The organism is Stenotrophomonas sp. STEN083 (assembly GCF_056759195.1).
Window position 1 is genome coordinate 1 of the sequence record NZ_JBRRCU010000042.1, and the last position, 14,196, is coordinate 14,196.

Sequence of the window (14,196 nt, forward strand, 5' to 3'; positions counted from 1 at the left end):
GCCGCGCCCGCCCGGCCCCCCCCACCCACCCCCCCCCCCGCCGCGCCCCGCGCGCCCGGGGCCGCCTCCGCCCCCCCCGCCGCCCGCGCCCCCCGCCCGCCCCCCCCCCACTACGGGTGAGGCTCCTGCCGAGCATCGCTCGGCACTACGGTGTAGCCTGCTCTTCCCGCAACCGCAGCAACCGCCATGAGCGAACACAAAGCCCACCAGCTGTCGATGACCGTCCTGATGTCGCCGGAGATGGCCAACTTCTCCGGCAAGGTCCACGGCGGTGCGATCCTGCGCCTGCTCGATCAGGTCGCCTACGCCTGTGCCAGCCGCTATGCCGGCAATTACGTGGTGACGCTGTCTGTGGACCAGGTAACCTTCCGCCAACCAATTGGCGTCGGCGAACTGGTCACCTTCCTGGCCTCGGTCAACTTCACCGGCAACTCGTCAATGGAAGTCGGCATCAAGGTCGTTGCCGAAGATATCCGCAAGGGCGCGGTGCGCCATGCCAACAGCTGCTTCTTCACCATGGTGGCGGTGGACGACGATGGCCGGCCGACCCCGGTTCCCTCACTGCAGCCAGAAACCAGCGATGAGAAGCGACGCTTCGCCGCCGCACAGATTCGCCGCCAGTTGCGGCAGGAGATGGAGCAGCGGCATCTGGAGCTGCTGCAAAGCAATCCGTCGGGTGAAGCGGATTTGTCGGTGTAGGAAGGTTGTAGGAGCGGCGTAAGCCGCGAAGCTGGCAATCCATCCGATATCCGTAGTGCCGAGCCATGCTCGGCAGGGGCGTTACTAGTAGAGCCCCTTGCCGAGCATCGCTCGGCACTACATTTTGGCATTGCCGGTAAGGCCTCTGCCGAGCATGGCTCGGCACTACAGGAAAGGCTTCAACCGGTGTTCTGCACACCTTGCGATACACCGTTCACGCAGGCTACCAGTGCACGCAGAAGGCCTTCATCCTCGCGGTCACTCGCGCGCCAGCGCTGCAGCAGATCCACCTGCAGGATGCTGATCGGGTCGATGTAGGGATTGCGCAGGCGGATCGACAAGGCAAGTCGCGGGTCCTGCTCCAGCAACTCCTGCTGTCCGCTCAAGCGCTTCACCCAATGTGCGGTCAGCGCCAGTTCCTCACGGATCAGCGGGAAGAACTGCTCATGCAACGGCCCTGCCAGCTTGGAGAACTGCTCGGCGATATGGATGTCACCCTTGCTCAACACCATCGACATATCGTCGAGGAAGGTTTCGAAGAACGGCCAGTCGTGCGCCATCTCGCGCAGCGTTTGTTCATGCCCCGCATCAGCAGCGGCCTGCAGGCCACTGCCGACGCCGAACCACCCCGGAATCACCGCGCGCGCCTGGCTCCACGCGAAAACCCACGGAATCGCACGCAGATTGGTCAGCGCCGCATCCTGACCCAAGCGCCGCGATGGCCGTGAACCCAGCGTCATCCGCTCGATCACATCGATCGGGGTAGCTTGGCGGAAGTAGTTCATGAACTGCGCATCGCCAACAAAGGCGCGATACGCCGCCGAACTCTGCTCGGCGACCAACGCCATCACCGGCTTCCATTGCTCCTCGCGCGGCTCGGCGGCACGCGGCCGCAGGCTGGCGCGCAATACAGCGCCGGCAGACTGCTCCAGCGAGCGCAACGCCAACGCACGGATGCCGTACTTGCGATGGATTACTTCGCCCTGCTCGGTGACGCGCAGACGCCCACCGATGCTGCCACGTGGCGAGGCGTTGACCGCATGGGTGGTCTTGGTACCACCGCGGCTGATCGAACCACCGCGACCGTGGAAGAAAGTCAGCTTGACGCCGAACTCGGCTGCCGTTTCCAGCAGTTCGACCTGTGCATGCTGCAGACCCCAGCGCGAAGCGGCGATGCCGCCGTCCTTGCCGCTGTCCGAGTAACCGAGCATCACCATCTGCACGTCATCACGCGCGGCCAGATGGGCGCGGTAGACCGGATCGGCAAGCAGATCCCGCAGCGTTGCAGTACCTCGCTGCAGGTCGTCCACAGTTTCAAACAGCGGCGCGATATCCAGAGGCACTGCGCCATCGGCATCCAGCAGCCCCCCCCGCCGCGCCAGCGCCAGCACTGCGAGCACGTCGCCGCGATCATGCGCCATCGAGATGATGTAGCTGCCCAAGGCATCGGCACCGTGACGTCGACGCGCGTCAGCCAATGCAGCGAACACCTTGTCCAGGCGTTGCCCGGCCTCATCCTCGCCGCGCGCCAGCACTTCGGTACCGGCGGCATACGGCGACAGCAGCTGCGCACGTGCGACGTCATCCAAGGCATCGAACGCATCCTGCCCACCCAGCACCTCGGCCAGCGCGCGCGAATGCACGCTGGATTCCTGACGCACATCCAAGCGCGCCAGATGGAAACCAAACGTGCGCACGCGCCACAGCAGACGCCGCACCGAGAACCAGCCGGCGTGCTTACCCTTGTTGGCATCCAGACTGTCGAGGATCAGCTGGATGTCGTGGATGAATTCTTCCGGCGATGCATACGCGCCTGGCGCGTCTTCCTGCGTGGCCTGCAAACGCGCGCGCATGCGATCGTTGAGCAGGCGGTACGGCATGTCGGCGTGACGTGGCCGCGACTTCACCTGCGGCAGCAGTTGCTGGTATTCCTGCACACGCGCCAGCACCTCCGCGCTGACACCAACCAGTTCGGTCGATTGGCTGAGCAGGCTGGCCAATGCCACCATGTCTTTGAGGTACAGGCCGAGCACTGCGCTGCGCTGTGCGTTCAAGGTGCTGGTGATGGTGCCTGCGTCCACGTTCGGATTGCCGTCCATGTCGCCGCCGACCCAGGTGCCGAAGCGCAGCAGGCGCGGCAACGGCAAGGTTCGGCCCCAGGTGTCGCGCAGCGCCTGTTCCAGCGATTCGTAGAACACCGGGATTACCCGGTACAGCACGCGGGTCAGATAGAAGCCGACATGCTCGCGCTCATCATCAACGGTTGGGCGCACCGGCGAGGAATCGGCGGTCTGCCACGATGCGGTCAAGGCCATGCGGAAACGCGCCGCATCGGCGGCCTGCTCCCCGGGCGTACGTTGGCCGTCGAGGTTGTCGACCAAGGCAGCAACCATCAGCTGTTCTTTTTCCAGCAGCGCACGGCGCACAGCTTCAGTTGGATGCGCGGTGAACACTGGTTCGATATCGATCTGCGGCAGCCACTGCGCCAGTTCTTCCGGCGTCACGCCCTGCGCCTTCAGCGCAAGCAAGGCGTCATGCAGCCCTTCCGGCTGCGGACGTTTGGTACCTGCGCGCTGGTAGTCACGGCGACGACGGATGCGATGCACGCGCTCAGCGATGTTGACCACCTGGAAATAGGTGCTGAAAGCACGCACCAGCGCTTCGGAATCGCGCGGTGCGCGGCCGGCAAGCTGGGTGCTGAGCTGGGTCAACGGCGCCTGGCTTTCGCGGCGTGCAATGGCAGTGGTACGCACGTCTTCGACCTCGTCGAGGAAGCCGGGCGATACCTGTTCGGAAATCAGATCACCAACCAGCGTGCCGAGGCGGCGCACATCGTCGCGCAAGGGCAGGTCGGGGGTGGCGAAGACAACGCTGCTGCGGTACTCGTTCATCTAAGACGTAGAGCCTGGAGAGCGGAAACCCGTCAAGCCTACCGCAAAAATCGGCACAATTTTGCAGTGCACCAAACCTGAAACAGTTGCATTTGAATATTGTCTGGCGGCTGTCCTTTTGGACAGAAAGGCGCACCGGATCAGTCATCCGTAGACCTGTAGTGCCGAGCCATGGTCGGCAGAGGCGTTACCGGTAATGCCCCATGCCGAGCATGGCTCGGCACTACATTGCTGCCCCTGCGCCTAAGGCGCAGGGGCAGCAACAACACATCAGCGCTTCTTGCCTGCTTCGGCACCCAACCAACGGTCCAGCCAGTCTTCGCTTTCGGCCAGCATGGTCATGATCGATTCGCGTGCGCGGTAGCCATGCGATTCGTTCGGCAGCATCACCAGCCGCGAAGTGCCGCCCAAACCCTTCACCGCGGCGAACATGCGCTCGCTCTGGATCGGGAAGGTTCCGGAGTTGTTGTCGTCCTCGCCGTGGATGAAAAGGATCGGGTCCTTGATCTTGTCGGCGTAATTGAACGGCGACATTTTCTGGTACACATCCTGCGCCTGCCAGTAGTTGCGCTCCTCGGCCTGGAAGCCGAACGGCGTCAGCGTGCGGTTGTACGCGCCCGAGCGCGCAATGCCGGCCTTGAACAGACGCGTATGCGCCAGCAGGTTGGCGGTCATGAAGGCGCCATAGGAGTGCCCGCCAACGGCAATGCGCTCACGGTCAGCGACACCACGCTCCACCACTTCATCAACTGCTGCCTGTGCACTGGCAACCAGCTGCTGCACGTAGGTGTCGTTCGGCTCGGTGTCACCTTCGCCGACGATCGGCATGGTCGGGTTGTTCAGCACCACATAGCCCTTGGCCAGGAATGCCTGCGGGCCCCAGTAGCTGATGGCGTTGAAGCGGTACTTCGAGCCGCTGACCTGGCTTGCATCGGCGGCAGATTTGAACTCGGCCGGGTAAGCCCACATCAGCAGCGGGCGCGGGCCATCCTTCTTCGGGTCATAGCCAGGCGGCAGCAGCAGGTCGGCGGTGAGTTCAACACCGTCGGCACGCTTGTAACGGATCTGCTCCTTCTTCACTCCACGCAGCTGCGGCAGCGGATGGGCGAAGTGGGTCAGCTCGACCGGCTTGGCATCAGCAGCCAAGCCACGCGCATACAGATTGGCCGGTACGTCGTTGGATTCGCGATAGGTCAGGATGCGACCTGCTTCGCCTTCGATGATGCCCAGCGGCATTTCGTAATACGGCGCCTGCGAGTGGAACAGGCGCTCGCTCTTGCCACTGTCCAGGTCAACGCGATCCAGGAACGGACGATCACCTTCGGCCGATGCGCCGTCACCAATGCGATAGAAGCCCTTGCCATCAGCGCTCAGCTGCAGGCGCGAACGGCCGCCGTCATCCATCTGCAGCAAGGGCTCGCCCGGATCGCTGTAGCGGTCGTCTTCCGAACGCTGGACCAGCAGCGTCGCGGCCTGATCCAAGTGATCCGGAGCGATCTTCCACTGCTTCACCTGCCGGCTCTTCCACCAGTACTCATCCAGCAGCGCCAGCTCGCCATTGGCCCAGGTTGCGCCGGCATAACGCGAGCCCAGCTGTGCCAGCGTCACCGGCGGCCTGTCGAACGGCGCCGACTGCATCATCACCGCATCGCGCACCTTGGCCTCGCGCGACGGATCACCGCCATCCTGTGCTTCGGCCCACACCAGCGCGGCCGGTGCATCGGCCCGCCAGCTGATCGAACGTACACCGGTTGGCACTGCATCGTTGCCGGTCGGCAGGCCATCCACCAGCGGCAGGCGCGCCACCGTGTGCACCAGCTTGCCCTGCGCATCCAGTACTTCGATATGGCGCGGGAAGCGGCTGACCGGCACCGCATAGGAGAACGGCCGCTGCACGCGCTGGCTCAACAGGTACTTGCCATCGGGCGAGGCCGACAGGCCCAGATAGATGCCCGCCGCGCCAACCGGCTTGCTGTCACCGCTGATCGACACCCGTACCGGCTGTGCCTGCATGTAGTACTCGAACAGACGCGCATCGTCTTCGTTCTTCAACAGATCCTGGTAGGTGCGCACGGTGCGCACGCCCTGCCCGGCCTCGGTCTGCTGTACGGCCGGCCCGGTCGGGACACCGTCGCCGTGCGGCGGCTCACCCTGCCCGGCAGGACGCTGCATGACCAACAGTGCATCGCTACCCGGCAGCCACGCATAGCCGTTGCCGACGATGCTGTTCAGGCGCTCGGCTACGCGCCGCGCACTGGCGGTCTCCACATCGACCAGCCACAGCTCATTGCTGCCGGTAGCCGGGTTCAGCTGGTTGAAAGCCAGGTACTTCTGGTCCGGCGACCATGCCAGCGAGGCCACCGATAGCGGCTGCGGCAAACCGCTGATCTGGCGCTCCTTGCCGTCGCTGGTGGAGGCCAGCCACAACTTGCTGCCGAACGAGAAGCGGCTGTCGGACACAGTCCTGGGATTGATGCGCAGACCAGCCAGCTTCAGCTCCGGGGCCGCCACCTGGGCGATGGAGGGCAGCGCCGGGGTCTGCAGCAGCGCGGTCAGGTCGCGCTTGGGCGATAGGTACAGGCTGGGCGCGCGTGGAGCGTCCACCACCGCCTGCAGCGCGGCCGACGGCAGCCGGTAGCCCTCACCCTGCTGGGCGCCCTTCAGCGCCGGCGGCGGGCTCAGTGCCATGACCGGCGGTACCGCCAGCAGCAGGCCGGCGCACAGCACCAAGGCGGCCGAAGCGCGGCGACGGCGGTGGGGAGACAGGTTCATGGCGCATTCCTATTGGACAGAAACAATCCCCCAACTTAACAATCCCTTGCGCTCATGGCCCCTGCCTTTGGTTGGGCCCGCGGCGTGGGCACGTCGCCGCGATATACTGAGCGACCCGTTCCGAGGGGCGCTGCGACCGTTGGGTGGACCCGTCCACTACAGCCCGTGTTCTTGCACGGACTTCCCAAACGGCCAGGCTCGGACGGCTTTCACGCAACAACGGCGCCCGGCGAACGCGAGCCTGCTCGCACCACACCGGAGCTCTAAATGAACGCTGTTGCCACTACCTTCTCGCAGGAAGGTGATTACAAGATCCGCGATATCTCGCTGTCCGATTGGGGCCGCAAGGAACTGGACATCGCCGAGCACGAAATGCCGGGCCTGATGTCGATCCGTCGCAAGTACCAGGCCGAGCTGCCGCTGAAGGGCGTGCGCGTGACCGGCTCGCTGCACATGACCATCCAGACCGCCGTGCTGATCGAGACCCTGAAGGACATCGGCGCCGAAGTGCGTTGGGCCTCGTGCAACATCTTCTCGACCCAGGACCACGCTGCCGCCGCGATTGCCGCCACCGGCACGCCGGTGTTCGCCTGGAAGGGCGAGTCGCTGGAAGAATACTGGGACTGCACCCTGGACGCGCTGACCTTCACCCTGGCCGACGGAACCCTGACCGGTCCGGAGCTGGTGGTCGACGACGGTGGCGACGTCACCCTGCTGATCCACAAGGGCTATGAGCTCGAGAACGGCAGCAACTGGGTCAACGAGCCGGCTTCCTCGCACGAAGAACAGGTCATCAAGAACCTGCTCAAGCGCGTTGCAACCGAGCGCCCGGGTTACTGGGGCCGCGTGGTCAAGGATTGGAAGGGCGTCTCCGAAGAGACCACCACCGGCGTGCACCGCCTGTACCAGCTGGCCCAGGCCGGCACCCTGCTGATCCCGGCGATCAACGTCAACGATTCGGTCACCAAGAGCAAGTTCGACAACCTCTACGGCTGCCGCGAGTCGCTGGCCGATGGCCTGAAGCGCGCGATGGACGTGATGCTGGCCGGCAAGGTTGCCGTGGTCTGCGGCTACGGCGACGTCGGCAAGGGCTGCGCCGCTTCGCTGCGTGCCTATGGCGCGCGCGTGGTGGTCACCGAGATCGACCCGATCTGCGCCCTGCAGGCCGCGATGGAAGGCTTCGAGGTCAACACCATCGAATCCACCCTGGGCCGTGCTGACCTGTACGTCACCACCACCGGCAACAAGGACATCATCCGCATCGAGCACCTGAGCGCGATGAAGGACCAGGCCATCGTCTGCAACATTGGTCACTTCGACAATGAAATCCAGGTTGATGCGCTGGTGGGCTACAAGGGCGTGCAGCACGTCAACATCAAGCCGCAGGTGGACAAGTACATCTTCCCAGCTGCTAACGGTGAAGCTGGCAACGCGATCTTCCTGCTGGCCGAAGGCCGCCTGGTCAACCTCGGCTGCGCCACCGGCCACCCGAGCTTCGTGATGTCCAACTCGTTCGCCAACCAGACGCTCGCACAGATCGACCTGTGGGCGAACAAGGACAGCTACGAGAACAAGGTGTACCTGCTGCCGAAGAAGCTGGACGAAGAAGTTGCCCGTCTGCACCTGGAGAAAATCGGCGTGAAGTTGACCACCCTGAGCCAGGAACAGGCCGACTACATCGGCGTGCCGGTCGACGGCCCGTTCAAGCCGGACCACTACCGCTACTGATTTGCTTTGCCCTGCTGTGCCTTAGCCCCTCTCCCGCCTGCGGGAGAGGGGTTGGGGTGAGGGCAGCTTTAGCCGGTAAAGCCCCTGCCGAGCATGGCTCGGCACTACAGCTTGAGCCCCTCTCATGCCCGCGGGAGAGGGGTTGGGGTGAGGGCAGCTTTCAGCAGGTAAAGCCCCTGCCGAGCATGGCTCGGCACTACAGCTTGAGCCTCTCTCCCGCCTGCGGGAGAGGGGTTGGGGTGAGGGCAGCTTTGCAAAGAACGGGCGCCGCAAGGCGCCCGTTCTGTTTGCGGCACAATCGCCCCAACACGATTGCCTGCCGCCGCCATGACTGCACTTGTCCCCGATGCCATCACCGCCCAGCTCGCCCTCGCCTGCGGCGTGATCCGGCAGCAGCTGGCAGCCAACCTCATGGCCATTTACCTCTACGGGTCCGCACTCGACGGTGGTTTGAAGCCGCTCAGCGATATCGACCTGCTGGTGATCGTGGCCCAGCATCCCGACACTGCCACCCTGCGACAACTGCAGCGCGAGCTGCTGGCCATCTCGGCACCGCCTGGCCGGCATCCAACACTGCGCGCATTGGAAGCGACGGTAATCGCGCAGGCCGAAGTGAAGCCCTGGCGTCATCCAGCACGGCGCGAGCTGCAGTTCGGCGAATGGCTGCGCCAGCACATCCTTGCCGGCATCCTGGAACCGCCCACGCCGGACCCCGACCTCGCCATCCTCCTGAGCAACGCCCGTCAGCACAGCATCGCCCTGTACGGCCCAGCCCTCATGGAACTACTTCCCTCCGTGCCCGAGCGCGACTTCCAGCGGGCACTGGCAGATACCCTGACGCTATGGAACACCGCAGACGACTGGCACGGCGAGGAAGCAAACATCGTGCTCACATTGGCACGCATCTGGTACAGCGCACAGACCGGAAGCATTGCGCCGAAGGATGTCGCCGCGGAGTGGCTGCTGCAGCATCTACCGGAGCAGCATCACGCCGTTATCAGGCAGGCAAGGCAGGAGTATCTCGCGCCGACCGACAGCCCTCCCCTCTGGCCCGCCGCTTCATTGGCCGCTTTCATTCACGCAGCCAAGGTGCGCATCACCCAGATCCTGCCGGCGGACAACAGCTGAGTCGCCAACAAGCGACCTTTGCCGCATCATTGCCCAGCTTCCCTCCTTCCTGGAAACGCAGATGGCCAGCAACGAAAAAGTCCAAGGTCCGGCATCGTATTTCCCGTCCATCGAGAAGACTTACGGCAAACCGATAAAGCACTGGCTGCAGCAGCTGGAGACGGTCAAGGACAAGAAGCACATGGAACAGGTGGCCTTCCTGAAAGAACAACACGATATCGGCCACGGTCATGCCAACGCACTGGTCGCTTACCAGCGGGCGCAGAGCGGAAGCTGACAGGCGCATACCAAGCTCCCCACGCGACAGCAACACGCCAGCACCTCCCGGACAAGAACTCCCAACATGCAACCCACCCTCATCGAGCGCCCGGCCTTCAACGTCATTGGCATGGAAGCAATCTTCCGCGAAGGCGAAGATGGCTATGCCGAACTCTGGCAACGCTTCATCCCGCGCGAGAGTGAAGTCACCGGCAAAATCGATCCAGTCGTCAGCTACGGCGTCTGCATACCGCAGGCCGACCGCACGCTGCGCTACATCACCGGTTTCGAGGTGAGTGAGGAAGCGGTCATCCCGAAAGGCATGGTCCGCGTCCAGGTTCCCGCGCAACGCTATGCCGTTTATACCCACACTGGCACTGCGCCGCAGATCAGCGCAACGTTCAAGGCAATCTACGATCACCTGCTGGCCGATCACGGCCTACAGGCAAAAGACGGCGTTGACCTGGAGCGCTACGACGCACGCTTTGACGATCCGTTCGATCCGGCAGCGCAGATGGAACTGCATATCCCGATCCATTGATCGGCAAGACAGGCAGCTTGCTCACCGACTCCTGTTCTGGGAGTGTGGGAGTTTCAGCAGCTCCATGCACTCCGGCCAAGCAAAGCGAGCAGGCGCCGCCCGGCGCCCGTTTCGCATGCGTCCCCGGCATCAACCGCGATGAATGGACACCCCACCATCCACCAGCATCGCCGCGCCGGTCATGAATGAAGACTGGTCCGAGGCCAGGAACATCGCCGCCGCCGCCAACTCGCGTGGATCGGCAATACGCTTCAGTGCATGCAACTGCGCCACCTGCACCATCGCTTCCGGCGAGCCATTCATTTCATGAGCCATCGGTGTATCGGTACCGCCAGGCAACAAGGCATTCACCCGTAGCCCCTGCGGCCCGAACTCCGACGCCAATGCCTGCGTCAGCCCGATGATGCCGGACTTGCTGGCCGCATAGGCCGCAGCACCGGCGAAACCCACCGTATGCCCGACAAAGGTTGAAGTGAATATCAGGCTGCCACTGCCGCCGCGCAGCATCGCCGGAACCTGATGCTTGGCGGCCAGAAACATCGCGGTGAGGTTGGTATCCAACGTGTGCTGCCAATCGGCCAGCGCCAGCCCGGGTGTCGGCCCCAATGGCCCCATCGTGCCGGCATTGTTGAAGGCCACGTCCAGTCGACCGAACCGGTCCAAGGCCAAATCGACCAAGGCCCTTGCATAAGCCTCTTCGCAGACATCGCCCGGCAGACACACCGCATTGCCGCCACTTCCGGCAATCTCCGCGACAAGCCGATCCAACTCGGCAGCGCGCCGCGCTCCCAGCACAAGGGCCGCGCCTTCTGCGGCGAACAACACTGCTGCAGCACGGCCAATACCGGAACTGGCACCGGTGATGATCGCAACCTTTCCATGTAGCTGCTTCATGTAAGCTCCAATCGACAAGGGAGCTGCATGCTGCATCCATGGCGGCAGTATTGCCCGCCAGATTCGGACACCAAAGCCAAGGTCCAACAGCTGCAACCGGAGTCCACGCGCGATGGCTGATATCACACCGCAGGAAATGAGATGAGCGACTTCACCGATGTGCGCTTTACCCTCGCTGTGCAGGATCTGGCAAAGTCCACTGACTACTACGCTTCAGTGCTTGGCCTGCAAATGGATTTCACTGCGCCCGGCTGGAGTTTCATGTCGCGCGGCAGCTTCCGGATAATGCTGGGCGAATGCATCGACGCTACGCCGCCGCATGCGCTTGGTGATCACTCCTGGTATGGCTACATAACCGTGGCAGACGCCAGCAGTCTGTTTGATGAGTACCAAGCGGCGGGCGCGGAATTCACCCAGCCGCTCGCTGACAAGCCGTGGGGCATGCGTGAGTTTGGAGTGCGCACCATCGACGGCCACAGGATCATGTTTGGGCAGGAGCTTTGAAGGCTCGTCAGGATGCTGGGCCCTGGAGCACGCTTACCGGGGCTGTTGTAGGAGCGGCGTAAGCCGCGAAGCTGGTACATCTGCAGATGGCACAAATACCTGCAAGCTCCAGCGCCATCTGCTTCACGGCTTACGCCGTTCCCACAATCGAGAGAAACTCAGATTGCCCCCGGGCGCAGGCGCAGGCTGCCCAGCACTTGATCCCACAGCCCCAGCGCCTGGGCATCATCGCGGAATGCCGGTGCATCGGCCTTCTCTTCGGTCAGCAGCTGCAGCGACAGGAATGGGAACTGCAAGGACTCCGCGCGCCCCTGCGATTCCCACAGGAAGGCATACATCTTGCCCCCGTCAGCTTCTGCATGGGCAAGAATCTCCTGCCCCTGAATCGGCCCTACGTTGCGTTCACCACGGCGCAGATTGCGCATCCGCGCTGCGGCGGCTGCATACTCCGGCGGCAGATCGGAGGCACGCTGCAGCAATGGCTGATCAGGCTTGCCGGTGACATACGACATCAAGGTCATGCGCGCGCCCGGATGCGCACGCGGACGCAGGCCGATGGTCATCTCCTCGCTGTTGATGCGATTGCCCGCTATGAAACCCGAGTCGACGCAGAAGCCCGCGGTGGTCGGAATGGTATTGGGATCGCGGTAGCTGATCCTCGGACGCAAGGCGCGGTAGTTCTCGATCGCGGCCGGCAACTTCGCGGCCTCGGTCTCACCACTGACCAGGTATTGCACGTTGTGCGTTGGGTCCAGCACGTAAAGCTCCTGGCGGTGACCGGCGCGGCTGCTTTCGCTGAGCCAGGACGTCACCAGCACCGCATCATCGTCAATACGCGTTTCGCTGACCGACATGGACTCACCCGCACGATGCCGCGCCGCCTTCAGCGCAGCGATGCGCGCAGCCACGCGCTGACGGAACGCTTCGGCCGATACACCGGTAGTCGTCTCCACCTTCTTGCGTGCATACACGTAACCAGGCTGGATCGAGGTCGCAGCAGGCACATCCAGCAGGAATCGGCCAACGCACAAAGTCTTCATCTCGCTTCCCTGTCGTTTCGGTGCCGCGCCGGCAACGCCGCCCGAGGCAAAGGTCAGTAGTACTGCAGCCAGCACGCCATGCAACAGCGGCCGCCGCGTCATCGCATGCAACGCCTCACGCCCAGTCCGCGCTTTGCGCAAACCGCACTGCGGCGTAAAGGGTTGCCCAGCGGGTGCGCTCGTCGTTGTAGCTGCCTTGATGGTCATAGCCTTTTTTTCCTTTCAGCGCGTACTGCCCGGTGCCGAAACTGCCTTGGCGGAAACATCCAGTGACCTCAGCTTTGGGGGCCGCACCTGAACACGCCGGGACTGTGCCATCACCAGGATCGGCGGGATCGGCAATCTCCAGCTTGATCACACCAACCGCGTCCTGCAGTTTGATCTTGCCGTTGTGGTTGTCCGATACCGGCGTCACCGAATCCACGCCGGTCATGCTGCCACCGCTCCAGCCCAGATCACCCCAGGCAAGCTGCTTGGCATCATCACCGTAGTGCGCGAAGGTCGGCTTGTGGTACTTGCGCTCGATGTCCTTGTGGAAGTCCCGCACACCTTCGATATTGATCTGGAAGCCGGTACGTGGCGTCAGCGCCGGGCCATCTTCTTCTTCGCGTGCCGATGCCGCCGCCGGCGCCGGTGCGCTCGGATCGAGCAGACCAGTATTGGCTTCGGGAACCAGCCCATACCATTTGGTGTTGAGGTAGATCTCGTTGTACGGATCTGCGCCAACCGGCAGACGCGGGCCCTTGTCGCCCAGCTCCAGCCAGGCCTTGCCTTCGTTGTAATCCGCAGCGGGCAGCAGCTCCAGGCCACCGGGTGATTTGGCGAGGATCGCCACCACTTCGCCGGCATCGCGGCCCAGGATGATGCTCGAAACACCGGTATAGCCAGCACGGCAATGGTGATACGTAGCTGCTGCGCCCGTTGCCGGCATCACCCCATGCGAGACGCCCAGCAACTTGCCATAGTTCGAAACCTGCGACACCGCGCGTGCCACCAGGCCGCCCATGGAGTGGGTGACCAGCAATACCTTCTGCGCATTGATACCGCGCGTGGCGTAATACGGCAGGATCACGTTATCGATGCGCGCGACGATGTCCTGCGCCGACAGACGATTGCTCTGCAGCCAGTTGTAACCACCGGACCAGACCTCGAAGCGGTAGTGCGCGGCGTGCTTGGCCTGCTCCAGGGTAAGCGCGGCGTTGCCGCCGACCATCTCGCCATACTCGGCCGGCGCGCGGGCGCCATCTTCGGCCCACCACGGCTGCAGCTTGCCCGCCGACATCAGGTCATTGAGCTTGCGCTGCATCTCCGCCATCACCGGGTTGTAGGCCGAGCGCATCAACTGGCCCCAACCACGTTCGCGCGCCAGCGTCTCGGGAATGGTCTTCTCCGCATCAAGCGGACCGCGGTCATCCACTTCCGACGTCAACGGATTCAACAAGCGTTGCCGCGTGGCAGCGCCACGGAACAGGAATACGAACATCTGCCCGATCGCCCCCAGCACCGCGCCGACACCGTCCGTGTTCGGTGGCCGCCATACCGGATCGCCGGTGACCGTCGACTTCAGGTTGGTGCCCATGATGCCGGGCAGGAAGATCACCGGAATCACCGCATCGGTATCGGCCTCGACCACCTTGTCGCGTTTGTCCTTGACCTGGGTAAGCCGCGCACGTGCGACCGGCCGCCCATCCTCGTCCCAGTCTCCGCTGGGCAGCACAACATCCTGTTTCTCTTCCATGCG

Annotated in this window: 11 protein-coding genes and 1 riboswitch; of the genes, 6 read left to right on the top strand and 5 right to left on the bottom strand. The window is 63.7% G+C overall.

Features of this window, described 5'->3' with window-relative positions; all coding sequences use genetic code 11:
• Positions 1 to 186: 186 nt before the first annotated feature.
• Positions 187 to 699, top strand: a complete 513-nt coding sequence (locus ACVOK8_RS12955) for an acyl-CoA thioesterase (protein WP_481567173.1) — start codon at positions 187 to 189, stop codon at positions 697 to 699.
• A 179-nt stretch (positions 700 to 878) separates the two neighbouring features.
• On the opposite strand, the gene ppc is transcribed toward ACVOK8_RS12955, so the two are convergent.
• Positions 879 to 3,590 (bottom strand): phosphoenolpyruvate carboxylase, encoded by a 2,712-nt coding sequence (gene ppc, locus ACVOK8_RS12960; RefSeq protein WP_481567174.1) that lies wholly within the window; start codon positions 3,588 to 3,590, stop codon positions 879 to 881.
• Between the two features lie 270 nt (positions 3,591 to 3,860).
• A complete protein-coding gene (locus tag ACVOK8_RS12965; RefSeq protein WP_481567175.1) occupies positions 3,861 to 6,362 on the bottom strand; it encodes an alpha/beta hydrolase family protein in 2,502 nt (833 codons plus the stop codon).
• A gap of 116 nt (positions 6,363 to 6,478) precedes the next feature.
• A riboswitch (S-adenosyl-L-homocysteine riboswitch) is annotated at positions 6,479 to 6,597 on the top strand.
• Positions 6,598 to 6,629: 32 nt separating this feature from the next.
• On the opposite strand from ACVOK8_RS12965, the gene ahcY reads away from it, so the two are divergent.
• From ahcY to ACVOK8_RS12985, 4 genes are all read left to right on the top strand, one after another.
• Positions 6,630 to 8,090, top strand: coding sequence for an adenosylhomocysteinase (gene ahcY / locus ACVOK8_RS12970; protein WP_481567176.1), 1,461 nt, complete (start codon positions 6,630 to 6,632; stop codon positions 8,088 to 8,090).
• Positions 8,091 to 8,417: 327 nt separating this feature from the next.
• On the top strand, positions 8,418 to 9,218 hold the full coding sequence (locus ACVOK8_RS12975) for an aminoglycoside adenylyltransferase family protein (RefSeq protein WP_481567177.1): 801 nt from the start codon (positions 8,418 to 8,420) through the stop codon (positions 9,216 to 9,218).
• 61 nt (positions 9,219 to 9,279) lie between these two features.
• Positions 9,280 to 9,495, top strand: a complete 216-nt coding sequence (locus ACVOK8_RS12980) for a DUF4287 domain-containing protein (RefSeq protein ID WP_481567178.1) — start codon at positions 9,280 to 9,282, stop codon at positions 9,493 to 9,495.
• A gap of 66 nt (positions 9,496 to 9,561) precedes the next feature.
• Positions 9,562 to 10,017: a GyrI-like domain-containing protein gene (locus ACVOK8_RS12985; protein ID WP_481567179.1), complete on the top strand. Its 456-nt coding sequence runs from the start codon at positions 9,562 to 9,564 to the stop codon at positions 10,015 to 10,017.
• A gap of 129 nt (positions 10,018 to 10,146) precedes the next feature.
• Here the strand turns inward: ACVOK8_RS12985 and ACVOK8_RS12990 are convergent, their stop codons facing one another.
• Positions 10,147 to 10,911 (bottom strand): SDR family oxidoreductase, encoded by a 765-nt coding sequence (locus ACVOK8_RS12990; RefSeq protein ID WP_481567180.1) that lies wholly within the window; start codon positions 10,909 to 10,911, stop codon positions 10,147 to 10,149.
• A 141-nt stretch (positions 10,912 to 11,052) separates the two neighbouring features.
• Between ACVOK8_RS12990 and ACVOK8_RS12995 the strand changes: the two genes are divergently transcribed.
• The gene (locus ACVOK8_RS12995; protein WP_481567181.1) at positions 11,053 to 11,415 is read left to right on the top strand and encodes a VOC family protein; all 363 of its coding nucleotides are present in this window, start codon (positions 11,053 to 11,055) and stop codon (positions 11,413 to 11,415) included.
• A gap of 158 nt (positions 11,416 to 11,573) precedes the next feature.
• Here the strand turns inward: ACVOK8_RS12995 and ACVOK8_RS13000 are convergent, their stop codons facing one another.
• Positions 11,574 to 12,557, bottom strand: coding sequence for a T6SS immunity protein Tli4 family protein (locus ACVOK8_RS13000; protein WP_481567182.1), 984 nt, complete (start codon positions 12,555 to 12,557; stop codon positions 11,574 to 11,576).
• 13 nt (positions 12,558 to 12,570) lie between these two features.
• Positions 12,571 to 14,193 (bottom strand): esterase/lipase family protein, encoded by a 1,623-nt coding sequence (locus tag ACVOK8_RS13005; protein ID WP_303748919.1) that lies wholly within the window; start codon positions 14,191 to 14,193, stop codon positions 12,571 to 12,573.
• Positions 14,194 to 14,196 lie beyond the last annotated feature (3 nt).